Source organism: Streptomyces sp. NPDC059785 (assembly GCF_042732375.1).
Lineage (GTDB): Bacteria > Actinomycetota > Actinomycetes > Streptomycetales > Streptomycetaceae > Streptomyces.
The window spans coordinates 1-24,417 of sequence record NZ_JBHWHV010000012.1 but is presented as its reverse complement, the minus strand read 5'-3'; the positions used below and the strand labels follow the sequence as shown (position 1 = coordinate 24,417).

The window sequence follows — 24,417 nt, the reverse complement described above, 5'->3', positions numbered from 1 at the left end:
CCGTCCGGTTCCCGGCCTCGGTCGATGACCGGCCCCTGCCCTCAGTCGATGACCGTGTAACCCGCCTCGCGCAGCGCGCGGTTCACGTCGGCGCAGTGCTCGGGCCCCTTGGTCTCAAGATGCAGCTCCACCTCGACCTCGGTGAGCCCCAGCCGCGGATCGGTCCTGACGTGGCTCACGTCGAGGACGTTGGCGTCGGCCACCGACAGCACCCCGAGCAGCGTCGCCAGGGCGCCGGGCCGGTCGGTCAGCCGCAGCGTCACCGCCAGATAGCGGCCCGCCGCGGCCATGCCGTGGCGCAGGATGCGCTGCATCAGCAGCGGATCCACGTTGCCGCCGGAGAGCAGCGCCACGACCGGCCCCTCGAAGGCGTCCGGCGCGCTCAACAGCGCCGCGACAGGGCTCGCGCCCGCGGGCTCGACGACCAGCTTCGCCCGCTCCAGGCACAGCAGCAGCGCGCCGGAGAGGTGGTTCTCGGAGACCGTCACCACGTCGTCCACCAGTTCGCGGACCAGGCGAAACGGTACGTCACCGGGGCGGCCGACCTTGATCCCGTCGGCCATCGTCGCCGGGTTCGCCACCGCCGTGGGGCGCCCGGCCGCCAGCGAGGGCGGGTACGCCGCCGCGCCCGCCGCCTGCACCCCGACCACCCGCACGTCCGGGCGCAGCGCCTTCACGGCGACCGCGATGCCCGCGGCGAGGCCGCCCCCGCCGACCCCGACGACGATCGTGCGCACCTCGGGGCACTGCTCCAGGATCTCCAGGCCGACCGTGCCCTGCCCGGCGATGATGTCGGGGTGGTCGAAGGGGTGGATGAACACCGCGCCCGTCCGCTCCGCGTACTCCTGCGCGGCGGCCAGCGTCTCGTCGACCACCTGTCCGTGCAGCCGCACCTCGGCGCCGTAGTCCCGGGTGGCCGCGACCTTGGGCAGCGGCGCGCCGGACGGCATGAACACCGTCGAACGCACGCCGAGCAGGGACGATGCCAGCGCGACGCCCTGCGCGTGGTTGCCGGCGCTGGCCGCCACGACACCCGCGGCCCGCTCCTCCGGCAGCAGCCCCGCGATCCGCACGTACGCGCCGCGCAGCTTGAACGAACCCGTCCGCTGGAGGTTCTCGCACTTCAGCAGCACCGGCGCGCCGACGAGCTGGGACAGGTGCCTGCTGCCCTCCATGGCGGTCACCCGCGACACGCCCGCGAGCATCTTCTGGGCGCCGAGTACGTCGTCCAGGGTCACCGTCTGCAAGGAGTCGGGCGTGCTGTAGCTCATGACCACCAGTCTCCCAGCTCCCCGTGTGTCACTCCTGGCGTGACCACGGGACGAGACTGGTTTGCGCAGCGCCGGTACGGCCCGCCTCCCGGCCGCGTACCCTGTCCCCCAACCCAGGACCCCACGCATGAATTGAGCCCCCGGCCATGCCCACAACACCAGAAATGTCGATGGACATGACGACCGTCGGTGACCCCGGTCTCCTCGACACGCTTCAGCACGAGGTGGCGGTGTTCGCCCGTCGTGCCGAACAGACCCGGCTGGGCGGAGTGGGGCAGGTGCGCAACTCCATGGACCGCGCCGCCTACCTGCTGCTCAACCGCCTCGACAAGGAAGGTCCCATGGGCGTCAAGGCACTCGCCGCCAGCATGGGGATCGACTCCTCCACCGTCACCCGGCAGGTGGCCCCGCTCGTCGACACGGGGCTGGTCAAGCGCACCTCGCACCCCGAGGACGGCCGCGCCGTGGTCCTCCAGCTCTCCCCGCGCGGGCTGTCGCGCCTCGACGAAGTGCGCTCCTCACGGCGTCAGTTGATGGCCGAGCTGACACACGACTGGGCGCCGGAGGAGCGCGAGGTGTTCTGCACGCTCCTCACGCGCTTCAACACCGCGCTCTCCGCCCGCCAGGCCACCCAGGGCGTACCGGGGGCCCCGGGCGCGGACCCGCAGCCCGGTTCCTAGGCCGCGTCCGCACACCCGTACGGGCCCGCCCGCGAGGCCGGTTCCCGTCGCCCGGACGGGCCCGCAGCAGGGGTATCCGGACCGGTGGCGTCCGTTCCGCCGTCCGTTCCCGGCCCCACGCGCGCGTGCCGCCCGCCGCACTCTTGACCGGAAGGCGTGCCCTGGCCTCATATGAGATCGGGAGCGGATCGCAGGTCCCACAGGCCCCTTCTCGGATCCCTCCGGGCCGGCGGGGCCGCCTTCAGGCGGGAGGCGTGGTGCGAGAACGGCGCGCGGTGCAGGACGCACGCCGGGCCCGGGAGTTCGAGGCGTTCGTCGCGGGCGCGGCAGGCCGGCTGCTGCATGCCGCCACGCTGCTCACGGCGGAACCCCCCGACGCCAACCCGCGCGCGCGGCGGCTGCTCACCCAGGCCCTCGCCCACACGTACGCCTCCTGGGACCGGCTGCGCGGCGAGGACCCGTACGACCGGGCCCGGTGCCAGGTGGCCGTCCGCTTCGCGCGCGGGGCCTGGCACCAGTACGGCAGACCCGGCCGGACCCGGCCGGACACCGGCACCGTGCTGGCCCGCCTGAGCGCCCACGAACGGCTGGTGCTCGTCCTCAGGCTGTACGAGGGCGTCGCCGAGGAGCAGACGGCGGCGCTGCTCGGCCTGTCCACCGAACGGGTACGGGCGATCTGCGCCCGCGCGATGGCGACGCTGCTGCATCCGCCGCGCGGACCGGCACCCGCTCTTGCGGAGGTGGCACCCTCGTGAACCGGACCGAACGCGAGGCGACGGTACGGCGGATGCTGGAGCAGTCGCCGCCGAAAGTACCGGCCGACCTGTACCCCGACGTCGTACGCCGGGGCGGACGCATGCTGCGCCGGCGGACGGCGGCCCGCCGGCTGCTGTGGCTGCTGCTGCTCGCGGCGGCGGTCGCCTTCGTCGTCTGGGCGACGACGGCCCGCCCGTGGGTGGAGCCGCCGTCGGACACGACCCCACCCCTCACCGGCTGGTGAACCCTTTCGCCGCTCAGTACTCCAGGGCCTGCTGAAGGTCCTGGAGGACGTCGTCGACGTTCTCGATGCCCACGGAGAGGCGTACGAGGTCGGCGGGGACCTCCAGGGCGGAACCGGCCGCGGAGGCGTGCGTCATCCGTCCCGGGTGCTCGATGAGGGACTCGACGCCGCCCAGGGACTCGCCGAGGGTGAAGATCTTCGCGCGGTTGCAGACCTCGACGGCCGCCTCCTCGCCGCCCTCGACCCGGAAGGAGACCATGCCGCCGAACGCCTTCATCTGCTTGGCGGCGGTCTCGTGACCGGGGTGCTCAGGGAGACCCGGGTAGAGAACGCTCGTCACGCGCGCGTGCCGGGTGAGCATGTCGGCGACCTTGGTGGCGTTCTCGCTGTGCCGGTCCATGCGCACCGACAGCGTCTTGGTGCCGCGCAGCACCAGCCAGGAGTCGAAGGGACCGGCGACCGCACCCATCGCGTTCTGGTGGTACGCCAGCTCCTCGCCCAGCTCCTGGTCGCCGGTCACGAGCGCGCCGCCCACGACGTCCGAGTGACCGCCCATGTACTTGGTCAGCGAGTGCACGACGACGTCCGCGCCGAGCGCCAGCGGCTGCTGGAGGTAGGGGGTCGCGAAGGTGTTGTCCACCACCAGGCGCGCGCCCGCCTCGCGCGCCACCTGCGCCACGGCGGCGATGTCGGTGATGCCGAGCAGCGGGTTGGACGGCGTCTCCACCCAGATGACCTTGGTCCGCGGGGTGAGCGCGGCCCGTACGGCGGCGGGATCGCTGGTGTCGGCGACCGACCACTCCACGCCCCACCGCGAGACGACCTTCGCGAAGAGGCGGAACGTACCGCCATAGGCGTCGTTGGGAATGACCACGTGGTCGCCGGGCGCGAGCAGCGTACGCAACAGGCAGTCCTCGGCGGCCAGTCCGGACGCGAACGCGAGCCCGCGGCGACCGCCCTCCAGGGCGGCGAGGTTCTCTTCCAGGGCGGTCCTGGTCGGGTTGGCGCTGCGGCTGTACTCGTAGCCACCGCGCAGTCCGCCGACGCCGTCCTGCTTGTAGGTCGAGACCTGGTAGATCGGCGGGACGACCGCGCCCGTCAGGGGGTCGGCGGTGTTGCCCGCGTGGATCGCCAAGGTCTCGAAGTGCTGACTGATGTGCCTGTCGCTCATGGGGCCGAGCGTAGTGCGCCCCGGGGGCCGGTGCGGGTCGCGTCGTCAGGGTCGTCCGGCGGACGCCCCCGCCCGCCGTGCGGGCCGCCTCCGCCGGGCCCGGGGCGGGCCGGGCCGACCGGTGGACCGGGACCGGCCGGACAACCCGGCGGACCGGGGCCGACCGGTGAGCCGGGGCCAGCCGGACAACCCGGCGGACCGGGGCCGACCGGTGAGCCGGGGCCAACCGGACAACCCGGCGGACCGGGGCCGACCGGTGAGCCGGGGCCAACCGGACAACCCGGCGGACCGGGGCCGACCGGTGAGCCGGGGCCAGCCGGACAACCCGGCGGACCGGGGCCGACCGGTGAGCCGGGGCCAGCCGGACAACCCGGCGGACCCGGGCCGACCGGTGAGCCGGGGCCAGCCGGACAACCCGGCGGACCGGGGCCGACCGGTGAGCCGGGGCCAGCCGGACAACCCGGCGGACCGGGGCCGGTCGGTGAGCCGGGGCCAGCCGGACAACCCGGCGGACCGGGGCCGGTCGGTGAGCCGGGGCCGGTCGGGTTGGCCAATTGTCGGACCCGTCTGGTTCGCTTGTGTCATGGAGATTCTCTGGGTCCTGATCGCGCTGCTCATGCTGGGGGCGGTCCTCTGGCCGTTCATGCTGCGCAGGCGGGCGGGCATTCAGCCGGCCCTGCCCGGTGATCCGGACGCCGCCGACCCGGCGGACTACGGCTTCGTACGGCAGGAGGAGCTGGACATCCGGATGCCGGGCCCGGACTCCGACCTGCTCGACGTCCTGGACGTGGTGCAGCGCACGCAGGACCACCGGGCGGCCTCGCAGCTCCTGGCGGGCACGGAGGCGGCGGGCGAGACCCGCTGGCAGCGGGTGCAGGCGTTCGCGGGCGCCGCCTCGCTGGAGCTCGCGCAGCGCCCCGGCGGGGTCAGCGAGTCGCCCGGCGGACAGTGGCTGCGGGTCTGGCGGGCCGAGGCGCCCAAGGACGCGGGCGGCGCGGCGGTGCACGCGGAGTTCCTGGTGCAGCAGGCGTGGCGCACGTCGACGCCGGGCACGGACGAGTTCCGGATCATCATGGAGGAGGCGAAGGCGGCGTGCGGGGAGGCGGCGCTGCTGGCCCCCGGTGACCCGATCCCGTACATCGTCGAGCTGTCGGTGGCGCGCGGACTGGCGTACCCCCAGCCGGAGTTCGAGCAGCTCTGGCTGAAGATCCTGGACCGCGCGCCGGCCCACATGGGGGCGCATCTGGCGGCGCTGCACTACTGGTGCGAGAAGTGGCACGGCTCGCGCGAGCTCGCCTACTCCTTCGCGGAGGCGGCGGCGGCCCGCGCCCCGCAGGGCTCCCTCCTGGCCGCGATGCCCCTCTTCGCGGTCTTCGAGCACCTGCCCGAGGTCAACCTGGTCAGCGGCTTCTACCAGAGCGAGGTCGTGACGAAGGCGGTGCACGGCGCGCTCTACGCGGCGCACGCCGCCCGCCCCGACGACCCGATGCTGGCCCACGTCCGCCACCTGCTGCTCTTCTTCCTGGTCCGCGGCGAACGCTGGGGCGAGGCGATGGACCAGGTCCTCCACATCGACGGCCACGTGGGCGCCCTCCCCTGGACCCTGACCTCCGACCCGGCCGCGGACTACGCGGTGTACCGGGCACTTGCGGTGGCGGGGTACGAGGCGAACGGGGGGAGCCCGGCTACGTTGCGGCACTGAGGCGGGGCGGGGGCGCACCCACTCCGGCCGGAAACGACCCACGAGCCGGTGGGCTCCCGGAGCCGGGGACGACCCACGAGCCGGTCGGCTCCCGGAGCCGGGGACGACCCACGAGCCGGTCGGCTCCCGGAGCCGGGACCGGGACCGCCCGATACGGCGCCCGGCGGTCCCCCGGTGGCCCGGAATGCCCACCCCCTCCCGGGCGTTGAACAGCGCGGATACCACCCCACTCCTTGACCGACCAGTGGAGGCCGCATGTTCCTGTACAGCCGCACGCCCCAGTTGCCCACCCCCGAGCAGGCGCTGCGCGGCCGCCCCGAGCCGATCTTCACGGTCCCCGACCAGCACGCGGTCCTCGGCACCTCGCTCACCGGCCCCTACCCGGAGGGCCTGGAGACCGCCGACTTCGGTATGGGCTGTTTCTGGGGCGCGGAGCGAAAGTTCTGGCAGCTCCCGACGGGCGTGCACACGACCCTGGTCGGCTACCAGGGCGGCTTCACCGAGCACCCCACGTACGAGGAGGTCTGCTCGGGCCTGACCGGCCACACGGAGGCGGTCCGCGTGGTCTACGACCCGGACCTGATCTCGTACGAGCGCCTGCTCCAGGTCTTCTGGGAGTCCCACAACCCGACGCAGGGCTTCCGCCAGGGCAACGACGTGGGCACGCAGTACCGCTCGGCGATCTACACCCACACCCCGGCCCAGGCAGCCACGGCGGCCGCGTCCCGCGAGGCGTACCAGAAGGTCCTCACGGCCGCGGGCCACGGCGAGATCACCACGGAACTCCTCCCGGCGGAAGGCCGCCCCTTCTACTTGGCCGAGCCCTACCACCAGCAGTACCTGGACAAGAACCCGGCGGGGTACTGCGGGATCGGGGGAACGGGGGTTTCCTGTCCGGTCGGCGTGGCGCCGGCCGCGGGCTGACACTCCCGCATGGGCTTCGGTACGGACGCACGCCGAGTGCGTGACGAGCGGCTTCCGCTCCTGCGACGGCATGCCGCGCTGCGGTGTGCCGTCGGGCGGTACTGCCCGCTCGGCTTCAACGCGACGTGGGCCTACCTGACCGCGACCGCGGGCCCCGCGCCCGACCTGCGCAGGGACCCGGCGGCCCTGCTGCGCGCGCTGGACATGCTGGAGGAGAGCCGAGCGGTCCACCTCACGGAGGTGGCGGAGTTCGCCGCCCGCCGACACCTGGAGAAGGCAGCCGGCCGACGATCTCCACACCCTTCCGACACGGCCGCGCTACGAGGCCCCCGCTGGCCGAGCACCTCACCCCCGTCCCGCCTGGGACTGATCGCCGCCGTCGCGAACGGCCATGCGGCCTTCCGGCAGTTCCCGTACCCCGACGAAACGCTCTCCTCAGACACCCGAGTACGCCAACTCGCGGATCTGCACGCCTGGTTGGACGCCTCCGCCTCGGCGTACCTCGAAGCTCTCGGCCGCCCCGCCTCCGCGGCAGTAGCGGAACTGACCGCCACCATCGACGCCATCGACGACCTCACCGCACCGGGCTACGCCCCCTTGAACGGCTGTCTGCTCCCGTGGCTGCGCTTCGCGAACCTGCTCGCCTATGCCGTGGCGGCCTCAGCGGCGAAGTGACGCACCCGCCCTGTGACCGGGCACGGCAAGGGCCGAGGCCCTCGGATCCTCGCGAACGCCCTGGACGTGGCCGCCGGCCCCGGCTGGAACGCCGACGCTGGCTTCGACATCCGGCTGCAGGACGTTCCGCTCACCAATCGCCGCCCGGACGTCGTCGTCTACCGCGCGGACACGATCGACGTCACGCCGACCCGGCCCGAACACGTACTGCTGGTGGTCGACGTGGTGTCGCCGGGCTCGGAGACCACCGACCGCATCGTGAAGGTCGACCAGTACACCAAAGCAGGCACCGGCTTCTACTGGCGCATCGAGCAGGCCGCCACGGGTGTCCCCCTCGTCTACACGTATGTCCTCGACCCCGCGACGAAGACCTACGGTCATCTCCGTAGGACAGTCCGGCGTGGGGGCAACCTGTTGATCTGAACGGAGGGCAGGCCCTCACACCGGCCGCGCTGACACGTGAGCACGCCGGCCTACGCAGCAGCCAGCTCGCACCACACGACCTTGCCCCGGCTGCCGTCTCCTGCCAGCGGCTGCCAGCCCCACACGTCGGCGCACGCCCGGACGAGCGCCAGCCCTCGCCCTTCCTCCGCGTCGACGACCTGCTCCAGCGGCACAGGCGACTCCGGCGGCTCGGGGTCGGTGTCCCACACCCCGAGCCGGAGCACACCAGCAGACCAACGCACACGCAGCGCGACCGAACCCTTGGTGTGGCGTACGGCATTGGACACCAGCTCGGTCGCGAGAAGTTCGGCGACGTCGACCAGACGAATCAGGTCGTGCATGGTGAGGATGAGGCGAAGGGTGCGGCGGCTGATGGTGACAGCACGCAGGTCACTGGGGATGTAGAGACAATATTCCCAGGGCTCGTTCACGTTTTCGGGCATGTCTCAGCTCCATCTGGGTGGGGTGAGGGGAGATTGCAGGCAGCCGGTGGGGCTGCCGCGACAGTCACGGCAGGGCGGAGCTACGCGCTCTCACTGCGCCCGCCATGTGTCACTGACGGTAGACCTTTATTTACATACCGAGCAACCCGATCGCCTAACCTGTCCCCGAATGAGCTGCGGTCACAGGCGCGTTGAACCGAGGAGCAGTTGATGGGCTTGAGGCGCGAACCAACGGCACGCCAAGTGCGCTTGGCCGCCGAACTACGCAGGCTTCGCGATGCTGCGGGCCTCAAGGCCCGCGAAGCGGCGGAACTGCTCGACGTGAGCTCCGTCCAGATCAGCCAGATCGAGTCCGGCCTTTCGGGCGTGAGCGAGGAGCGGCTGCGTCGACTCGCGGCCCACTACATGTGCACGGACGAGGAGTTGATCTCAGCCCTTGCAGCCATGGCGAGGGATCGGACACGCGGCTGGTGGGAGGAGTACCGCTGGCTGCTGCCCAAGGCGTTTCTGGACCTGGCCGAGCTGGAGTACAACGCGACTTTCCTGAGAGAGGTCCAATTCCTCTACATCCCCGGCCCCCTTCAGACGGAGGAGTACGCTCGCGCCGTCTTCTCCTGCCGCGTCCCCGAGCTTCCTTCCGCAGACGTCGAGTTGCGCGTACGTCATCGGATGCAACGCAGGACGGCCCTCGAAGGGACTCCGTACGAGGCAGTGGTCCATGAGGCGGCGCTGCGCATCATGGTCAGCGACCGCACCGCGTCACGAGCGCAGCTCTCCCACCTCCTGAATCTCTCGGAAGCGGAGTGCCTCACCGTGCGTGTCATTCCCTTCGACCTGGAAGGGTTCGCCGGTGCCACGAGCGCCATGACGTATGCGGGAGGCGCTGTGCCGAGGCTGGACACCGTCGTACGCGACGGCCCTCATGGTGCGGCCTTCATCGATTCCGCAGCCCAGCTCGACGCGTTTCGAACCCTCTTTCATAAAGTGGAGGCCGTGTCGCTCCCTCCCGAGCGGTCACGCGAATTCATCCACCGGCTGGCGAAGGAGCTGTGAGGCACCACATGGTCACCCCCGACATATGGCGGAAGTCGTCCTACTCCGGACCCGGCGACGGCGACTCATGCGTGGAGATAGCCAACCGCCGCACGCACATAGCTGTCCGCGACTCCAAGGACCCGGCCGTCGGCCTCCTCGCCCTCCCGCCCGGATCCTTCGCTTACTTCATCGAAGCTCTGAAGGATGGCTCCGCTCACAGGAACTTCGCCCGGTTGCGCGGCTGAGGAGCCTTGGACAGCGGCGCGGGCCACCATGTTCACCTGGTGACGGCAGGTATGGGCCTGCAAAATCGATGGCCCGCCGCGGTCCGCCGGCCGCACTCTGTACGCCATGGAAGAACCGTCGTACCCCATGGAAGAACCGTCGCGCAGAATCCGCGCGTTGCACACCGCGTCCACGGTCACCGTCTACCAGGCGTACCGGCCGGAGATCGGCCTGCCCGCTGTCCGTGAAGGGCGGTTTCCCGCCGGGTGGAAGCGGGACCGGATGACGTGGATCAAGCCGTCGTTCCTGTGGATGATGTACCGCTGCGGCTGGGGCACCAAGGAAGGGCAGGAGACCGTCCTCGCCGTCGAGATCAGGCGTGACGGCTTCGAGTGGGCGCTGCGGCACGCGTGCCTGTCGAGCTACGTCCGCGGGGTGCATCCCGACCGGGTCACCTGGCAGCGCGAGTTGAAGCGCGCGCCCGCCCGCGTGCAGTGGGACCCCGAGCGGGACCTGCATCTGCGACCACTGCCCCATCGCTCGCTCCAGCTCGGGCTCTCGGGCGAGGCCGTGCGGCGGTACGCGGACGAGTGGACGGTGGCCATCCGCGACGTGACGCCGCTCGCCCGCGAGATCCGGGCCCTCGTCCGCGGCGGTGACGTGGACACCGCCCGCCGGCTGCTGCCCCAGGAACGCCCGTACCGGATCGCGGAGGACGTGCTCTCCCACCTACAGGGGTGATCGACCGACTCGCCCCAACAGTCGGCAGCGAGGGCGGACGAATGGTGAGCGCTGCCTATCGGTCCGCTCGGCCAAGCAGACGTATCGCTTCTCCCTCACTCGTTCGAGCGGAGGCCGGGCGCCAGCGCCGGTTAGGCTGACACTCGGGACCAGAATCGCGCCCATGGGAGTAGCTATGACCACCTCCGCCTCTGGGCAACCGCTCATCCCCCAGCCCCCTGCCACGGTTGCCGCGCTTCGGCAGGCCGTCGGACAGATTGCGCCTGCCGCACTGCCGGCTTTCACACGGGAACTGGACCAGGCTGCCGACCAATCCCGGCAGGGCTCGGATCTGTCACCGCTCCAGCGGTTCGTCGCCCAGTGGGCCGTGTACGTATACGTTCAGCGCCAGCCGGACCTGGCGGCGGACTTCCGACGCTGGGAGGACACGGCCGAGTCCGGCGACGCCGCCCAGGCGCGACAGGCCGCCTCTGAGATCGGACGAATCCTGGACGAGGCCCACGAAGCCATCGGTCTCACGACCCGGTGAGCGCAAACTGGCGCTGGGAGTACGACCCCGACCGCGACCATGTGGTGGGTGGAATCCCTGTTCATGTCGTCGCGGAAGTGGAACGCCTGGCCGGCCAACTCGTCGATCTTGCGAGTACAGGCATCGACGTCAGCGACATAGGCAACGGTCCCCGCCCAGGTGGTCTGCGTCGTATGGATGCTGCCGGGGGATGGTTCTACTTCCTGATGGCACCGCGCGATCCGTTGATCATTGTCGTGCGCATCGTGCCCCCGTTCGACGCACTGTAGGCGGGATCGGCTCGCCGTCTCGCCGGACTCGTCGTCCGGCCCATCCCCCAGAGCCGGGCAGCGACAGCAACGCCCTTCACTTCCACCCTCGTTGAAGTTCGACCGGCTTCTGACGGATAGAGACCGGAACCATCCCATCCGCCGTACTTGGCTGCCTACGATCGCCCGCATGCTGCTCAGACGGAAGTCAAGCGTGTTGCGTGTGTTCGCCGTGCTTGCTGTCGCCCTGGCGGGGCTGCTGCAAGGCGGCGCGGTCATGGCCTCGGCCGCCGACGACGGGACCACGCCCCAGAAGCCCGTGCTGTTCTACAACCACTCCTACGCCGTGCTCGACCGGGAGACCGCCGATGCCATCGAGCACTCCGAGTATCTGAAGGACTTCGCCAACTTCCAGGTGCGTACGACCACCGGGACCGGCGGGCAGGTCTGGACCGGTCGCTATCTGATGGGGCGTGAGACCTATCTCGAGCTCTTCGGAGTCGGTGATTTGGCAGGCCCCGACGGCGAGTTCGGTGCCGCCGGGCTCGGGCTCTCCGTCGAGCGCGCCGGTGACCTCGCCACCGTCACCGAGCGGCTGCCCGCCGAAGGTGTCGCCGATCCGATCGAGTTCGCGCAGACCCGTGACTTCGGCGACGGCGTCCCGGTGCCCTGGTTCGACGCGGTCCTGACCGCCGCGACGTACGACGCGTTCGGCGCCTGGGCGATGGAGTACCGGCCCGAGTACTTCGCCGATCCCCGTAGCAACACCGAGCCTGCCTCCGGGCCCGGTGACGTCGGCCGCGAGCGGTACCTGTCCGACGACTACCGCGAGCATCTGATGCGGGACGTGGTCTCGGTCCGGATCGGGGTGACCGCGAGCGACCTCGCCGACACCGTGCCGCTGCTCAAGGCCGGCGGGCTCGCCGTCCGGGACACCGCGGACGGCGGTGTCGTCGCGTACGACGGGGCCACGACCATTCGCTTCGACGCCGTTCCCCGCGAGCGGGCCGGGCTGCGGCAGATCCAGTTCTCCCTCAACCAGTCCGTCAAGGAGCGGCACGTGGAGGACATCGGGCGCTCCGACCTCGTCGTCGGGCCCGGTGCTCGCGCGGTGTGGACCTTCGACGGACCGGAGTGATCCGCACGGCCCCCGGTCAGTCGGTCCCGCTTCCGTACGGCCTCGTCAGGATCTCCAGGTTGTGGCCGTTCGGGTCCTCGAAGTACGTGCCCCGGCCGCCGTCGTTGCGGTTGATCTCGTCGGGGCGGGTGTGGTGCGGGTCCGCCCAGTAGGCCAGGCCCGCCTCGCGGATACGGGCGAAGATCGCGTCGAAGTCGTCCTCCGAGACCAGGAAGGCGTAGTGCTGTGCGGGGATGGGTCCTGACGCGTCCGCGAAGTCCAGCGTGACTCCGTTCGGGATCGGGACCGGCATGAACGGACCGTACTGGGGGGCGACCTCCAGGCCCAGGATGTCGGCCAGGAACTGTGCCGAAAGCTTTTTGTCGCGGGCGGCGACGATCGTGTGGTTCAGCTCGACGGCCATCGTGCGGACCTCCCATGCCGTTATGGTTACGGATCCACGCTAAGCACCGCGCCCGGCCCGCACCATCGGTCCGAGGGACCAACGGGCCGTCCGTCCCAGGGACCAGCAGAACGTGCCCCGGAGTCCTACGACTCCGGGGCACGCCCCACTCGGCAGCGGGTACCTCAGATCGTCGCCACGTCGATCACGAAGCGGTAGCGCACGTCGCTGTTCAGCACCCGCTCGTACGCGTCGTTGATCGCGGAGGCGCTGATCAGCTCGATCTCGGCGCCGAAGCCGTGCTCCGCGCAGAAGTCCAGCATCTCCTGGGTCTCCTGGATGCCGCCGATGCCGGAGCCCGCGAGGGTCTTGCGGCCGCCGATGACCGAGAAGAGGTTCAGCGCGACGGGCTCCTCGGGGGCGCCGACATTCACGAAGGCGCCGTCCGAGCGGAGCAGCGACAGGTACTGGTCCAGGTCCAGCGGGGCCGAGACCGTGGAGAGGATCAGGTCCAGGGAGCCGCGCAGCTCCTCGAAGGTCTTCGGGTCGCTGGTGGCGTAGTAGTGGTCCGCGCCCAGCTTGAGGCCGTCGTCCTTCTTGCGCAGCGACTGAGAGAGGACGGTGACCTCGGCGCCGAGGGCGTGCGCGATCTTGACGCCCATGTGGCCGAGGCCGCCCATGCCGAGGATCGCGACCTTCTTGCCGGGGCCCGCGTTCCAGTGCCGCAGCGGGGAGTACGTGGTGATGCCCGCGCAGAGCAGCGGCGCGGCGACGTCGAGGGAGAGGCCGTCGGGGATGCGGACGGTGTAGTTCTCGTCGACGACGATGTGCGTGGAGTAGCCGCCGTAGGTGGGCTCGCCGTTCTTGTCGAGGGCGTTGTAGGTGCCGGTGTTGCCCTTGACGCAGTACTGCTCCAGGCCCGCCTTGCAGTTGTCGCACTCGCGGCAGGAGTCGACCATGCAGCCGACGCCCACGCGGTCCCCGACGGCGAACCTGGTGACACCGGAGCCGACCTCGGTGACGATGCCGGCGATCTCGTGTCCCGGCACCATCGGGAAGATCGCCTCGCCCCAGCCCTCGCGGGCCTGGTGGATGTCCGAGTGGCAGATTCCGGCGAACTTGATCTCGATCAGGACGTCGTGCTCGCCGACCGGGCGGCGCTCGATCGTGGTCCGCTCCAGCGGAGCCTTGGCGGCGGGGGCGGCGTACGCGGCGACTGTGGTCATGCCGGGGTATCTCCTAAGGAGGGGGTCCTGCGCCGGGCCGGTCCGGCCCGGTACGTCCTCCAGCGTGCCGGGCCGGGCGGCATCCGCCCAGATCACGGTGCAACGTACGTCCGGTGGTCCTACCACTGGCGGGGTCAGGCTCAGGGGCGTACGACCAGGAATACTGGATGTATGGACGCACAGCCGACACCGGGGCCCGCAGGCGAGGACACATCCGCCCCGGACCGGACCGCTGACGGTCGCGGTACGGCCGCCGACCGGACCGCTGACGGTCGTCCGGCCACCCATCGGGCCGCTGACGGCCCTCCCGCCGCCGACCGGACCGCCGGCAGCCGCACCGCCGCCGGGCGGCCGCTGGACCGCCGCGCCGAGCTCAGCGAGTTCCTGCGCAGCCGGCGGGCCCGGCTGAAGCCGGAGGACGTGGGGCTGCCCGAGTTCGGGCGGCACCGCAGGGTGCCGGGGCTGCGCCGCGAGGAGCTGGCGCAGCTCGCCGGGGTCTCGGTGGCGTACTACACGCGCCTGGAGCAGGGCAACGGACGCAATGTGTCGGCGGAGGTGCTCGACGCGATCGCGCGCGCCCTGCGGCTGACCGGTGCCGAGCACGCGCACCTCACCCACCTGGCCAAGCCCAAGCAGCACCGGAAGAAGCAGACGGCGCGTCCGCAGCAGGTGCGGACCGCGCTGCGGCAGCTGCTCGACACGATGGAGGGCACCCCCGCCTACATCACGGGCCGGCGGTCGGACGTGCTCGCCTGGAACCGGATGTGCGCGGCCCTCTTCGGCGACTGGGGCGAGCTGCCCGCGCAGGAGCGGAACTGGGCCCGGCTGATCTTCCTGCGGCCCGAATACCGTGACTTGTTCCTGGACTGGGAGCAGAAGGCGTCCGACATCGTCAGCTATCTGCGCATGGACGCGGGCTGCCACCCGGACGATCCCCGGCTGTCGGCCCTGGTCGGCGAGGTGTCCGTGAAGAGCCAGGAGTTCCGGCGGCTGTGGGCGACGCACGACGTCAAGGAGAAGACCCACGGCGTCAAGCGGTTCCGGCATCCGCTGGTCGGCGAGCTGACGCTGCGCTTCGAGACGTTCGCGCTGCCGGACGACACCGAGCAGTCGCTGGTCGTCTACCACGCCGAGCCGGGTACGGCCTCCGCGGAGGCGCTGCGGCTGCTGGCGAGCTGGGGCGCGGACGCGACCCGGGCGGGTTCGGCGGCCGACCGGACCTAGGACGGACCAGGAGCGGACCAGAAGCAGACCAGGAGCGGACGAGGAGCGGCCCGTGGGAAGCGCTGCTTCCCGCGGGCCGCCCCACGTTCCGGCTCAGCGCCGGAACGTCCGCGTCACTTCCCGTAGTACGCGTTGTAGATCGAGATCGTCGACTTGTTGCCCTTCTTGTCGGCGATCTTGGCGTGGAACGAGATGGCCTTGCCCTTCGCCGGGTTCTTGACGGTGACCTTGCCGCTCTTGACGGTCAGCTTGGTCCACGTCTGGCCGTAGTCGTACGACACGTACACCGCGAGGGACTTGAGGTTCTTGCCCGCGGCCGCGCCCTGGACGGTGACCGGGACGGAGACCTTCTTGCCGGCCGCGACCCGGTTGTCCAGGCCGGTGGCCGCGTTGAAGCGGACCGTGGAGACGGGCAGCGTCGCGCTGGTGGCCTTCTTGGAGCGGAAGGTCCAGCTCGCGTCGATGCGGGTGGAGGCCGCGGCGATCTTGACGCTGCGCTTGACCGACGTCGTCAGCTTGTACTCGGCGTCGCCGGACGGGACGGTGAACGCCTTCTCGCCGAAGAGCGGGTCGTCGTTCGTGCCGACCTTGGTGCCGTTGCGGTAGAGCGTCGTGGCGACCGAGCTGAACGTCGAGGAGCCGGCGTGGGTCTTGCCGTCGGCGAACAGCGGCAGCGAGCCGTAGATCTTGTTGCCCTCGCGGAAGACACCGTAGGAGCCGCCGATCCGGGGCCCGAAGACGGCCGTGTTGAACGTCTTCTCGTAGCTGTTGCCCGCCTTGAAGGTCTGCGCGGCGCCGAGCGTGTAGTACGCCTCGCTGATCGGCCAGCCGTCGGCGTCGGTGCCGCCGGACTGCTCGAAGTCCAGGCCCCACTTGACGCCGCCGTCGGTGGACAGGTGCAGCGTCCGGGTGCCGGGGAGCTTCTGCGGGACGGCGATGGAGGAGCCGCCGAGGCTGGTGGGCTGCATGCCGAACGCGGAGACGGAGCCCTGCTTGCCGCTCGCGCCGCCGCCGAGACCGACCTTCACCTTGGCCAGCTCGCTCGCCTTGTAGTGCTTGGTGTAGCCGGTGGCGAGCTGCTTGACCTTGGCAGCCGAGGTGACGTCGTACTCCTCGGTGTCACCCGCGGTCCAGTGCCCGTCCCACTGCTGGGTGACCGAACCGTCGGTGATCTGCGGGCCGAGGTGGGCGGTGCGGAAGCCCGCGTACGAGTCGAGCCACCAGCCGAACGACCAGGAGCCGTCGTCCGTGTCCACCGAGAAGTCCGGGGAGGCGAACTCCGACTTGGCGGCCGTGGCGGGGACGGTGATGTCGACCGGCTTGGCCGTCCGCGCGTCCAGCGTGACCGTCGCGTCCTTGGTGACGTTCAGCTTCGGCTGGGCGATCCAGTCGGCACCCTTGGAGAAGTCCTCGGGGTCGACGTAGAAGGACGAGTTGAGGATGTAGGTGCCCTTGGGGACGCGGATCTGCACGGTGCCGGAGGCGTCGTACGGCATGTAGTACGCGTCAGCCGCCAGACCCGTGAGACCGGCCAGGTCGGTGCCGTAGTTCACGGCCGGCTTGCCGTCCCGGTCGATGTGCTTGAGCGTCAGGGTGTACGACTCCACCTCGCGCTGGACCGCCGCGGCCGTGCGGACGCTCTGGCCGCCCCCGGTCGCCGTGACGTACGCGGAGTAGGCGCCGTCCGTGGTGCCGCCGAGGCGGGTGTCGGCGGTGAGGTCCACCGACGCCTTGCCGCCCGCGGGGACGGTGACCGTCTTGGCGCCGAGCGTGAAGAAACCGGCGGGCGCGGCCTGGCCCTTGGGGTTGGTGCCCGCGACCGTCAGGTCCAGCGTCACGTCGGTCGTGCCGAGGTTGCGGTAGGTGACCTGCCGCGTGGCCGGGGTGTCGTCGGTGTGCGGCCACTGCTGGGTGCCGAAGCTCACCGAGACCGGGTCGGCGATCACGGACTGCGTGATGGCCTTGTCGACCTGGATGCGGCCCGAGCCCTGCTCGAACGGCGTGTACGCGCCGCCCTTGGCGGAGCCGGTCAGCGCGCCCTTGAGCTCGGCGTACTTCCAGTCGGGGTGCTGCTGCTTGAGGATGGCGGCGGCGCCCGCGACGTGCGGGGTGGCCATCGACGTACCCGAGATGGTCAGGTAGCCGGCCGGGTTCTGGCCGACCTCCTGGTCGATGACGCTGCCCGGGGCCGCGGCGGCCGTGATGTCCACGCCGGGGGCGGTGACGTCGGGCTTGACGGCGCCGTCGAGGCCGGGTCCGGTGCTGGAGAAGGAGGCCAGCTTGTCGTTGTCGTCCACGGCGCCGACGGTGAGCGCGGCGGCCGCGCTGCCCGGGGAGCCGATGGTCTGGTCGCCCCACTCGCCCTCGTTGCCCGCGGCGATGGCGAAGAGGAGGCCCTTCTCCTCCGAGAGCTTGTTGACCTCGGCCTCGAGCGGGTCGATCTCCGGGGTGTCGCCGCCGCCCAGGCTGAGGTTGACGACGTCGGCGCCCTGTTCGGCGGCCCACTCCATGCCGGCGAGGATGCCGGAGTCGTCCCCGTAGCCGTCGTCGCTGAGCACCTTGCCGTTGAGGATCTTCGCGCCGGGCGCGACGCCCTTGAACTTGCCGTCCGACTTGGCGCCCGTGCCGGCCGCGATGGACGCGACGTGCGTGCCGTGTCCGTAGTGGTCGGTGGCGTCGGCCGAGGTGGAGAAGTTCTTCGACGCCAGGACCTGGTCCTTGAGGTCCGGGTGGGTGGCGTCGACGCCGGTGTCCAGGACGGCGATCTTGACGCCCTTGCCGTCGTAGCCGGCCGCCCACGCGGCGGGGGCGCCGATCTGCGGCACGGACTTGTCGAGGCTGGCCTTGCGGACGCCGTCGAGCCAGACGTGGGCGACACCGGAGGCGGCGGCGCCGTCGTCGGTGACCGCGTCCCACAGCTCGGTGGTGTCCTGCTTCGGCGTCAGGACCGCGTCCGCGTTGAGCGACTTGAGGGTCCTGCGGACCTTGGTCGCACCGGCGTCGCGGACGTCGGCCTTGGCGGTGGCCGCGGCGCCCTTGTAGCCGACGATCACCTTCAGGCCCTGCTTCTGGGCCTTGCGGCTGGCGGCCTTGTTCAGCTCGGTGACGTCGAAGAGCCGCTGGTCCAGCTTGCCGGTGGCGAGCAGGCGCCGCGCGTCGGCCGGCACCGCGTAGGTGTGGCCGTCCGCCTCGCGCACCTGCACGGGTATGTGCTCGCGGCCCTTGGCGGGCTCGAAACCGGTCACGCGGCCCTTGTCGCCGACGACGACCCGGTCACCGGTGATCAGGGTGATGCGGTGCTTGGCCGTGAGGCCGTTCCCCGTGGACTTCGTCGCGGCGGCCGCCTGCTCGGGCTCGGCGGACGCCGGGCTGGTCATGCCCGCCGCCAGTGCCACCGAGGCCGCGGCGGCGACGGTGGCCGCGCACGCTCTTTTCACTTGTCTGCGCAAGTCTCCCCCTGGAGATGAGGTCCGGGCGAACCCCCGTTCACCCGGCCGGGGGTGGTCCCGTACACATGCGCGTACACCCCCCGGACGGGTCAGTATGCCGGGGGGTTGATCAATCGCTCAATAGAATGGCGGGGGCGCGGAGTCGATGGCTTGTTCCCCGCCCCTTGTACGGCCGGGCCGCCCGCCTTCTCCGTCAGCCGCCCGCGTTCTCCTTCACCGTGATCCTGCCCTTGCGGATGGTGGCGAGCCGCGGGGCCTTCTTCGCGATCGTCGAGTCGTGCGTGACCATGATGAAGGTGAGCCCGTGCTCCTTCCACAGCGTGGTCAGTACGTCCATGATCTCGTCGCGCGTCGACTCGTCGAGGTTGCCGGTGGGCTCGTCCGCGAGCAGCACCTTCGGCTGCTTCACCAGGGCCCGGGCGATCGCGACGCGCTGCTGCTGGCCGCCGGACAGCTCGGCCGGCAGATGCCCGAGCCGCTCGGCGAGCCCGACCGACTCCAGCGCCTCGGCGGCCCGCCGGCGCCGCTCCTTGGTCTTCACCCCGAGCGGTACGAGGGCGGTCTCGACGTTCTCCTGGGCGGTGAGCGTCGGGATCAGGTTGAAGCTCTGGAAGACGAAGCCGATGTTCTCGCTGCGCACCTTGGTGAGCTTGGCCTCGGACAGCTTGGCCAGATCCGTGCCGTCGAGGTCGATGCTGCCCTCGGTCGGGCGGTCGAGTCCGCCGAGCATTTGCAGCAGGGTGGACTTGCCGCCGCCGGTGGGGCCCTGGATGACGAGCCGGTCGCCGTCCGCGATGGTCAGGTCGATGCCGGCCAGCGCGTGGACGGTCTCCTTGCCCCGCGTATAGCGCTTGGTGACGCCTCTGAGTTCGTACATGGTGCAGCTCCTGGTTGCGTAAGGGTGGTGGGCGCGGGGGCCGGGACGGAGACGCCCCGGCCCCGCTCTCGGCGCGGCGCGGCGTTATTCCACGCGGCGCAGGGCGTCCGCGGGCCGCAGCCGGGAGGCGCGCCAGCCGCCGAAGGCACCGGCGATCAGTCCGCCGGCGACGGCCAGGACGACCGCGACGGCGATGGTGGAGAGGCTGACGGGCGCGGTGAGCGCCACGTCGAGGGCCTTGCTCGCGGCCTGCCGGCCGGGGCCGCCCATGCCGCCGCCCTGGCCGCCGCCGGGCCCGCCGCCGAAGCCGCCCCCGCCGCCCCCGCCGCCGCCCGAGGTGCCGAGCTCCGCCTGGAGGGTCGGGCTGATCGCGGTGACGACGTAGGCGCCCGCGAGGCCGAGGGCGATGCCGAGCGCACCGCCGACCAGTCCGTTGACGATGGCCTCGCCGACGACCTGCCGGGTCACCCGGCCCGACTTCCAGCCGAGTGCCTTGAGCGTGCCGAACTCGCGCACCCGGCGGGAGACGGCCGAGGAGGTCAGCAGGCCCGCCACCAGGAAGGCGGCCACGAGCACCGCGATCGACAGCCACTTGCCGACGTTCGAGGCCAGGTCGGAGGCGGTCGACAGGGAGCCCGAGACGGTGTCGGCGAGATCGGCGGACGTGGTGACCGTCGTACCCGAGATGTTCTTCTGGATGGTGGACTTGACGGTGTCGATCTGCTGCGAGTCCGACGCCTTGACGTAGATCGTGGTGACCTTGTCCTTGGAGTCGCTGATCGTCTGCGCCTGCTTCAGCGGCACGTACAGGTTGGCCGCCGCGTCGCCGCTGTCGGGCGTCGCGATGCCGATGACCTTGTACTTGACGCTCTTGACGGTGACGGTGTCACCGACGGCGAGCTTCTTCTCCTTGGCGTAGGACTTGTCCACGACGACGACCTTGGCGTTCGTCTCGGACGTCTTGAAGGTACGGCCGCTGGTGATCTTCGAGGAGGTCAGCGGGCCCAGGGCGGGCTCGGTGACGTCCGTGCCGAAGACGGAGTAGTTGTTGACGTCGAACTCGGCGCCGCCGCCCTCGACCCGGCCCTGCGGGGACTGCTGGCCGCCGCCCGGGGTGCCGCCCTGGCCGTTGCCGCCGCCCTGCTGGCCGCCGCCGTTCTGGTCCTGCTGGAACTGGCCCTGCCGGAACTGGCCGCTGACCTTGATGACCTGGAGGCTCAGGCCGCCGACCGCACCCGAGACACCCTTCTGGTCGCCGACCTTGGTGACCGTCCCCGCGGACAGGGTCTGGAAGCCCTGCACCATGACGCGGTCGCTGCTCTGCTCCTCGTCGGAGTCGTTGTCGCGCGCGTCGAAGTTGAAGCGCGGCCGGCCGCTGTCGTCGCCGTCGCCGGACTGGGCCGCCGCCGCCTTGGTGACGGTCATGTCCGTGCCCAGGCCGTACAACGACTGGAGCACCTTGCCCTGTGCCTTCTCCATGCCCGAGGAGACGGAGCTGACCACGATGACCAGGGCGATGCCCAGGGCGAGTCCGGAGGCGACGACGAGGGCCGCCTTTCTGCGGCGGCGCAGTTCGCGCCTCAGGTAGGTGAAGAACATGCCCGCAAGCTAGGAAGGGACCGTGATGACGGGATAAGGCCGGGATAAGAGAACGATGAGAAGGCTGTGAGCAAGGGGCAGTACGAGCTGTGCGGGGGCCCGGAATCCTGTGCTCCGCACAGGAGACGGGGCGGCCCGCGAGCAGTACGACGACGGCGGCGGCCCCCCTGATGCCAGGGAAGCCGCCGCCGGAAGATCGGAGAGGATCGGAGGTGAGGGGCCGTCAGGCCGCCGAACCCGCCTTCCAGTCCGCCCAGTTCATGTTCCAGCCGTTGAGGCCGTTGTCCGGGGAGACGGTCTTGTCGCCGGTGTTCTTGACGACCACGACGTCACCGATCAGCGAGTTGTCGTAGAACCACGCGGCCGGCGTGCTCGAGTCGTTGGCACCCTTGGTGTCGGACAGACCCACGCAGCCGTGGCTGGTGTTGACCGAGCCGAAGATCGACTTGGCGCCCCAGTAGTTGCCGTGGATGAACGTGCCCGAGCTCGACAGGCGCATGGCGTGCGGCACGTCCTTGATGTCGTACTCGCCCTTGCCGTCGTCGTCCGTGAAGCCGACGGTCGCGCCGTTCATCCGGGTCTCCTTGAACTTCTCGGAGATCACCATCTGGCCTTCGTACGTCTTGTTGTCCGGCGAGCCCGCGGAGATCGGGATGGTCTTGACGGTCTTGCCGTCGCGCGTGACCTTCATGGTCTTGGTCTGCGCGTCGACCACCGAGACCTGGTTGCGGCCGATCTTGAAGGTGACCGTCTTCTGCTGCACGCCGTAGACGCCGTCCGCGCCCTCGACGCCGTCGAGCGCCAGCTTCAGGGTGACCGTGGAGCCGCCCGTCCAGTAGTCCTCGGGGCGGAAGTCCAGGCGGTTGGCGCTGAACCAGTGGCCGACGACCTCCTGGCCGCTGCTGGAGGAGACGGTGATCCCCTTCTGCACGGCGGCCTTGTTGGTGATCGCCTTGTCGAAGTTGATCGAGACCGGCATGCCCACGCCGACGGTGGAACCGTCCTCGGGCGTGAAGTTGCCGATGAAACTGTTGGCCGGGGAGACGGTCGTGAAGGAGCCGTTCTCGTGGGCGACGCGCCCCGAGGAGTCCTCGGCGGTGGCCGTGATCTTGTACTTGGTGGCGCGCTCGAGCTGGCCGCTCGGCGCCCAGCTCTTCTTGTCGGCCGATATCTCGCCCGCGACGTCGGTGCCGTCGGCGGTCGTCATCGCGACCTCGGTGAGCGAGCCCTTGCTGACCGTGACCTTGGTGCCGTTGTTGATGGAGGCGTTGTCGGAGCCGTCCTCGGGCGTGATCTTGATCTGGGCCTCGGACGTCTTCTTGGCGGCGGCCTCGTCGACCTTCGCCTGCGAGGTGCTGTCGCCGTCCGACCCCCCGGCGCTGTCCTCCCCGCTGCACGCAGAGAGCACCAGCACCCCGCCGAGCAGTGCGGACGCGACCGTCAGGCCCCTGCGCCGCTTACTGACCGTCATCACACGCTTCTCCATCGTTGCCGAAAACCCAAAGACCCCGGACGTCCCCGTAAGAACTTTCAACGCTACGACCGGCCCCACCCGTTCCACATCCCGCCGAGGTGTGGGGCACGCCACGTCCGGCCCGCCGAACCGGCCGTCCGGCCACGGGCCGGGGCATGCCGATGCCCGGGATACCGGTGCGCCTGCTGAGACGAGAGAACCCCGGGCGGCGGTTGCCCCCCGGGGTCAAGTTTCTCCCAAGTCGCTTCAGCCGACCCGGACGCCTGCCTCGTCGTCCTCCGCGTCGTCCTCCTCGGCATCATCGTCGCCCAGCTCCCAGTCGGGCGAATCGGGGTCGTAGTCGATCGTCTCGCTGCTCCACGACGCCTGGGCCAGATCGGCCCCCGGCACCTCGCTGACCAGGTCGATCGGGTCGACGAGATAGGCGAGGGCCTCCGCGGTGTCGTCCGTCACGGCGGCCTCGGCATGCGCCCGCTCGCCGTCCGGCATGTCCGTGTCCGCCGCGATCCGCCGAAGCGCCGCCCCGGTGACGGCGTCGGCGTCGTCGACCTCCAGCACCAGTTCGACCCGAAGCCGTACAAACCGTGATGTCTCAGGAGTGTCCATGGGAGGGAGCGTACGGCCCGTGGGTTGCGCGACTTTCCCACGACCCGCGCCTTTCATTAGCATCGCCCCACACGGCCAATTCGCCAGCGTCACAAGGGGATCGATATTCCGTGTCCGCCGCACGTCGATCGTTGCTGACCGCCACCGCCGCGGGGACCCTCCTGGGAGCCCTGTGGTTCGTCCCGTCCGCCAACGCCACGCAGAACGCGTCCGCGCAGCAGTCCTCGACCGGGACGTCACAGACCTCGCAGACCTCCGCGACGTCGAGAAGCGCCGACGCCGCGCTCGGCGCGTCCTCGGCGACGGACACGGCGCAGACCTCCGCCGGGTCGGCGGACGGCGACGGCACGCGGCTCGCCGACACCGGCAGCGTCGACACCACGCCGTACGTCATAGGCGGCACGCTCTTCCTCGGCCTCGGCGCCGGATTCGTCGCGTACTCGGTACGCCGGGAACGCACGGCCGCCTACTGAGCGACCGCACGACCCGCTCAGCGAACGGCCTGCTCAGCAACGTACGACGCAACCAGAGCGGCCCGTCGACGACGGTGCCGCGGCCCGCCAGACCCCCGGGTGGATCCATGCGAGACCTGACCGAGCTGACCGATGTCGAGGCGCCCGCGTGGCCCCTTCTCTCCGAGGTCCTGGCACGCGGCGAGGTGCACGTCGACGTCCTGCCCGCGGAGCCCGAGCGGGCCCGCGCCGCGCTCCACCAGTTGCAGATAACCACCCGCTCCCACCTCGGCGCGGTCGTCCTGAACTGCGGCGGCCTGGTCGTGGACAGCGGCTGGCTGCGGGTCTACGGCAGCCCGGGGCCCGATCCGGTCACCGATCTGCCCGGGGTGCCGACCCTGCCCTCGCTGGCCGAGGTGAACGGATTCCCCCCGGTGCCCGACCCCGCCTGGCGCCCGCGGGACGGGCTCGTCGTCGCGCACGACGTCCTCGGCGGCGTGTTCACCGTGAACGGACCCGACCCGCAGGCGGCGGGACGCCCCGGGGCACCCGGCGAGATGGTGTACTTCGGCCCCGACTCGTTGCGCTGGGAGGGCCTGGAGGCCGGCTACGGGACCTGGCTGACCTGGCTGCTGGGCGGCGGGATAACGCAGTTCTACGGGACGCTGCGGTGGCCCGGCTGGCGGGCCGAGACCGGCGCGCTCCAGGGGACGCAGGGACTGTCCTTCGCGCCGTACCTGTGGACGGCCGAGGCCAAACGCGACCTGCCCGGCACGAGCCGCCGCGCCGTCCCCCTGTCCGAGCTCATGGGCGTGGCCAGAGCCTTCTGCCACCAGCTGGACGACTTGGACCCGGGGTTCCTGGGCCGGATGTGAGGGCCCCGCGGCGCACCCCGTCAGGGG

At 70.9% G+C, this 24,417-nt stretch carries 25 protein-coding genes and 1 pseudogene; 16 read left to right on the top strand and 10 right to left on the bottom strand.

What is annotated here, in order from left to right; genetic code table 11:
- Positions 1 to 41: 41 nt before the first annotated feature.
- Positions 42 to 1,271 (bottom strand): threonine ammonia-lyase, encoded by a 1,230-nt coding sequence (gene ilvA / locus ACFV6E_RS11760; protein ID WP_385460829.1) that lies wholly within the window; start codon positions 1,269 to 1,271, stop codon positions 42 to 44.
- Between the two features lie 164 nt (positions 1,272 to 1,435).
- Here ilvA and ACFV6E_RS11755 point away from each other — a divergent pair, with 164 nt between their 5' ends.
- The 3 genes from ACFV6E_RS11755 (at position 1,436) to ACFV6E_RS11745 (ending at position 2,951) form a co-directional block, all read left to right on the top strand.
- Positions 1,436 to 1,951, top strand: a complete 516-nt coding sequence (locus tag ACFV6E_RS11755) for a MarR family winged helix-turn-helix transcriptional regulator (RefSeq protein ID WP_385171494.1) — start codon at positions 1,436 to 1,438, stop codon at positions 1,949 to 1,951.
- A 257-nt stretch (positions 1,952 to 2,208) separates the two neighbouring features.
- A complete protein-coding gene (locus ACFV6E_RS11750; RefSeq protein ID WP_385171458.1) occupies positions 2,209 to 2,706 on the top strand; it encodes a sigma factor-like helix-turn-helix DNA-binding protein in 498 nt (165 codons plus the stop codon).
- Entirely contained in the window at positions 2,703 to 2,951 is a 249-nt protein-coding gene (locus tag ACFV6E_RS11745; RefSeq protein ID WP_385171455.1) for a hypothetical protein, read from the top strand. Before ACFV6E_RS11750 ends, ACFV6E_RS11745 begins: the two co-directional genes overlap by 4 nt.
- Positions 2,952 to 2,964: 13 nt before the next feature.
- Here ACFV6E_RS11745 and ACFV6E_RS11740 read toward each other — a convergent pair whose 3' ends face one another.
- Positions 2,965 to 4,122: a cystathionine gamma-synthase gene (locus tag ACFV6E_RS11740; protein WP_385171453.1), complete on the bottom strand. Its 1,158-nt coding sequence runs from the start codon at positions 4,120 to 4,122 to the stop codon at positions 2,965 to 2,967.
- Between the two features lie 583 nt (positions 4,123 to 4,705).
- On the opposite strand from ACFV6E_RS11740, the gene ACFV6E_RS11735 reads away from it, so the two are divergent.
- From ACFV6E_RS11735 to ACFV6E_RS11720, 4 genes and pseudogenes are all read left to right on the top strand, one after another.
- Positions 4,706 to 5,824 (top strand): hypothetical protein, encoded by a 1,119-nt coding sequence (locus ACFV6E_RS11735; protein ID WP_385171450.1) that lies wholly within the window; start codon positions 4,706 to 4,708, stop codon positions 5,822 to 5,824.
- A gap of 255 nt (positions 5,825 to 6,079) precedes the next feature.
- A complete protein-coding gene (gene msrA, locus ACFV6E_RS11730; RefSeq protein ID WP_385460826.1) occupies positions 6,080 to 6,748 on the top strand; it encodes a peptide-methionine (S)-S-oxide reductase MsrA in 669 nt (222 codons plus the stop codon).
- Between the two features lie 36 nt (positions 6,749 to 6,784).
- On the top strand, positions 6,785 to 7,423 hold the full coding sequence (locus ACFV6E_RS11725) for a hypothetical protein (RefSeq protein ID WP_385460823.1): 639 nt from the start codon (positions 6,785 to 6,787) through the stop codon (positions 7,421 to 7,423).
- Between the two features lie 33 nt (positions 7,424 to 7,456).
- Positions 7,457 to 7,798: pseudogene (locus tag ACFV6E_RS11720) on the top strand (Uma2 family endonuclease); the annotation flags it as partial.
- A 98-nt stretch (positions 7,799 to 7,896) separates the two neighbouring features.
- On the opposite strand, the gene ACFV6E_RS11715 reads toward ACFV6E_RS11720, so the two are convergent.
- Positions 7,897 to 8,310 (bottom strand): ATP-binding protein, encoded by a 414-nt coding sequence (locus ACFV6E_RS11715; RefSeq protein ID WP_385171444.1) that lies wholly within the window; start codon positions 8,308 to 8,310, stop codon positions 7,897 to 7,899.
- Positions 8,311 to 8,520: 210 nt separating this feature from the next.
- Between ACFV6E_RS11715 and ACFV6E_RS11710 the strand changes: the two genes are divergently transcribed.
- From ACFV6E_RS11710 to ACFV6E_RS11685, 6 genes are all read left to right on the top strand, one after another.
- The gene (locus ACFV6E_RS11710; RefSeq protein ID WP_385171442.1) at positions 8,521 to 9,363 is read left to right on the top strand and encodes a helix-turn-helix domain-containing protein; all 843 of its coding nucleotides are present in this window, start codon (positions 8,521 to 8,523) and stop codon (positions 9,361 to 9,363) included.
- Positions 9,360 to 9,590, top strand: coding sequence for a DUF397 domain-containing protein (locus ACFV6E_RS11705; protein WP_385460820.1), 231 nt, complete (start codon positions 9,360 to 9,362; stop codon positions 9,588 to 9,590). The genes ACFV6E_RS11710 and ACFV6E_RS11705 overlap by 4 nt, the downstream gene beginning before the upstream one ends.
- Before the next feature lie 127 nt (positions 9,591 to 9,717).
- Complete coding sequence (locus tag ACFV6E_RS11700) at positions 9,718 to 10,311, top strand: DUF4291 domain-containing protein (RefSeq protein ID WP_385171491.1); 594 nt, start codon at positions 9,718 to 9,720, stop codon at positions 10,309 to 10,311.
- A gap of 175 nt (positions 10,312 to 10,486) precedes the next feature.
- Positions 10,487 to 10,840 carry a DUF6247 family protein gene (locus ACFV6E_RS11695; RefSeq protein WP_385171437.1) on the top strand — a complete coding sequence of 118 codons (354 nt, stop codon included), beginning with the start codon at positions 10,487 to 10,489 and terminating at the stop codon, positions 10,838 to 10,840.
- On the top strand, positions 10,837 to 11,109 hold the full coding sequence (locus tag ACFV6E_RS11690) for a hypothetical protein (RefSeq protein WP_385460817.1): 273 nt from the start codon (positions 10,837 to 10,839) through the stop codon (positions 11,107 to 11,109). The genes ACFV6E_RS11695 and ACFV6E_RS11690 overlap by 4 nt, the downstream gene beginning before the upstream one ends.
- Positions 11,110 to 11,278: 169 nt before the next feature.
- The gene (locus tag ACFV6E_RS11685) at positions 11,279 to 12,226 is read left to right on the top strand and encodes a DUF5829 family protein (protein ID WP_385171432.1); all 948 of its coding nucleotides are present in this window, start codon (positions 11,279 to 11,281) and stop codon (positions 12,224 to 12,226) included.
- Positions 12,227 to 12,242: 16 nt separating this feature from the next.
- Here the strand turns inward: ACFV6E_RS11685 and ACFV6E_RS11680 are convergent, their stop codons facing one another.
- Both ACFV6E_RS11680 and ACFV6E_RS11675 read right to left on the bottom strand, forming a co-directional pair.
- Positions 12,243 to 12,629, bottom strand: coding sequence for a VOC family protein (locus ACFV6E_RS11680; RefSeq protein WP_385460814.1), 387 nt, complete (start codon positions 12,627 to 12,629; stop codon positions 12,243 to 12,245).
- Positions 12,630 to 12,793: 164 nt separating this feature from the next.
- Positions 12,794 to 13,834, bottom strand: coding sequence for an NAD(P)-dependent alcohol dehydrogenase (locus ACFV6E_RS11675; RefSeq protein WP_385460811.1), 1,041 nt, complete (start codon positions 13,832 to 13,834; stop codon positions 12,794 to 12,796).
- Between the two features lie 171 nt (positions 13,835 to 14,005).
- Here ACFV6E_RS11675 and ACFV6E_RS11670 point away from each other — a divergent pair, with 171 nt between their 5' ends.
- Positions 14,006 to 15,058, top strand: coding sequence for a helix-turn-helix domain-containing protein (locus ACFV6E_RS11670; protein ID WP_385460809.1), 1,053 nt, complete (start codon positions 14,006 to 14,008; stop codon positions 15,056 to 15,058).
- A gap of 113 nt (positions 15,059 to 15,171) precedes the next feature.
- On the opposite strand, the gene ACFV6E_RS11665 is transcribed toward ACFV6E_RS11670, so the two are convergent.
- From ACFV6E_RS11665 to ACFV6E_RS11645, 5 genes are all read right to left on the bottom strand, one after another.
- Positions 15,172 to 18,495 (bottom strand): S8 family serine peptidase, encoded by a 3,324-nt coding sequence (locus ACFV6E_RS11665; RefSeq protein ID WP_385460806.1) that lies wholly within the window; start codon positions 18,493 to 18,495, stop codon positions 15,172 to 15,174.
- 205 nt (positions 18,496 to 18,700) lie between these two features.
- On the bottom strand, positions 18,701 to 19,384 hold the full coding sequence (locus ACFV6E_RS11660) for an ABC transporter ATP-binding protein (protein WP_385460803.1): 684 nt from the start codon (positions 19,382 to 19,384) through the stop codon (positions 18,701 to 18,703).
- Positions 19,385 to 19,468: 84 nt separating this feature from the next.
- On the bottom strand, positions 19,469 to 20,983 hold the full coding sequence (locus ACFV6E_RS11655) for an ABC transporter permease (protein ID WP_385460800.1): 1,515 nt from the start codon (positions 20,981 to 20,983) through the stop codon (positions 19,469 to 19,471).
- 223 nt (positions 20,984 to 21,206) lie between these two features.
- Positions 21,207 to 22,469: an Ig-like domain-containing protein gene (locus ACFV6E_RS11650; protein WP_385177081.1), complete on the bottom strand. Its 1,263-nt coding sequence runs from the start codon at positions 22,467 to 22,469 to the stop codon at positions 21,207 to 21,209.
- A 234-nt stretch (positions 22,470 to 22,703) separates the two neighbouring features.
- Positions 22,704 to 23,063 carry a hypothetical protein gene (locus ACFV6E_RS11645; protein WP_385177083.1) on the bottom strand — a complete coding sequence of 120 codons (360 nt, stop codon included), beginning with the start codon at positions 23,061 to 23,063 and terminating at the stop codon, positions 22,704 to 22,706.
- Positions 23,064 to 23,173: 110 nt separating this feature from the next.
- Between ACFV6E_RS11645 and ACFV6E_RS11640 the strand changes: the two genes are divergently transcribed.
- Positions 23,174 to 23,536: a hypothetical protein gene (locus ACFV6E_RS11640; RefSeq protein WP_385177085.1), complete on the top strand. Its 363-nt coding sequence runs from the start codon at positions 23,174 to 23,176 to the stop codon at positions 23,534 to 23,536.
- A gap of 107 nt (positions 23,537 to 23,643) precedes the next feature.
- On the top strand, positions 23,644 to 24,390 hold the full coding sequence (locus tag ACFV6E_RS11635) for a DUF2625 family protein (RefSeq protein WP_385177087.1): 747 nt from the start codon (positions 23,644 to 23,646) through the stop codon (positions 24,388 to 24,390).
- The last annotated feature ends 27 nt before the right edge of the window (positions 24,391 to 24,417 follow it).

Bases quoted from the DNA above. Each gene is read 5' to 3' on its own strand.
- ilvA (WP_385460829.1), bottom strand. From the start codon at position 1,271: ATGAGCTACAGCACGCCCGACTCCTTGCAGACGGTGACCCTGGACGAC.
- ACFV6E_RS11755 (WP_385171494.1), top strand. From the start codon at position 1,436: ATGTCGATGGACATGACGACCGTCGGTGACCCCGGTCTCCTCGACACG.
- ACFV6E_RS11740 (WP_385171453.1), bottom strand. From the start codon at position 4,122: ATGAGCGACAGGCACATCAGTCAGCACTTCGAGACCTTGGCGATCCAC.
- ACFV6E_RS11735 (WP_385171450.1), top strand. From the start codon at position 4,706: ATGGAGATTCTCTGGGTCCTGATCGCGCTGCTCATGCTGGGGGCGGTC.
- msrA (WP_385460826.1), top strand. From the start codon at position 6,080: ATGTTCCTGTACAGCCGCACGCCCCAGTTGCCCACCCCCGAGCAGGCG.
- ACFV6E_RS11715 (WP_385171444.1), bottom strand. From the start codon at position 8,310: ATGCCCGAAAACGTGAACGAGCCCTGGGAATATTGTCTCTACATCCCC.
- ACFV6E_RS11710 (WP_385171442.1), top strand. From the start codon at position 8,521: ATGGGCTTGAGGCGCGAACCAACGGCACGCCAAGTGCGCTTGGCCGCC.
- ACFV6E_RS11700 (WP_385171491.1), top strand. From the start codon at position 9,718: ATGGAAGAACCGTCGCGCAGAATCCGCGCGTTGCACACCGCGTCCACG.
- ACFV6E_RS11695 (WP_385171437.1), top strand. From the start codon at position 10,487: ATGACCACCTCCGCCTCTGGGCAACCGCTCATCCCCCAGCCCCCTGCC.
- ACFV6E_RS11685 (WP_385171432.1), top strand. From the start codon at position 11,279: ATGCTGCTCAGACGGAAGTCAAGCGTGTTGCGTGTGTTCGCCGTGCTT.
- ACFV6E_RS11680 (WP_385460814.1), bottom strand. From the start codon at position 12,629: ATGGCCGTCGAGCTGAACCACACGATCGTCGCCGCCCGCGACAAAAAG.
- ACFV6E_RS11675 (WP_385460811.1), bottom strand. From the start codon at position 13,834: ATGACCACAGTCGCCGCGTACGCCGCCCCCGCCGCCAAGGCTCCGCTG.
- ACFV6E_RS11670 (WP_385460809.1), top strand. From the start codon at position 14,006: ATGGACGCACAGCCGACACCGGGGCCCGCAGGCGAGGACACATCCGCC.
- ACFV6E_RS11660 (WP_385460803.1), bottom strand. From the start codon at position 19,384: ATGTACGAACTCAGAGGCGTCACCAAGCGCTATACGCGGGGCAAGGAG.
- ACFV6E_RS11655 (WP_385460800.1), bottom strand. From the start codon at position 20,983: ATGTTCTTCACCTACCTGAGGCGCGAACTGCGCCGCCGCAGAAAGGCG.
- ACFV6E_RS11650 (WP_385177081.1), bottom strand. From the start codon at position 22,469: ATGGAGAAGCGTGTGATGACGGTCAGTAAGCGGCGCAGGGGCCTGACG.
- ACFV6E_RS11645 (WP_385177083.1), bottom strand. From the start codon at position 23,063: ATGGACACTCCTGAGACATCACGGTTTGTACGGCTTCGGGTCGAACTG.
- ACFV6E_RS11635 (WP_385177087.1), top strand. From the start codon at position 23,644: ATGCGAGACCTGACCGAGCTGACCGATGTCGAGGCGCCCGCGTGGCCC.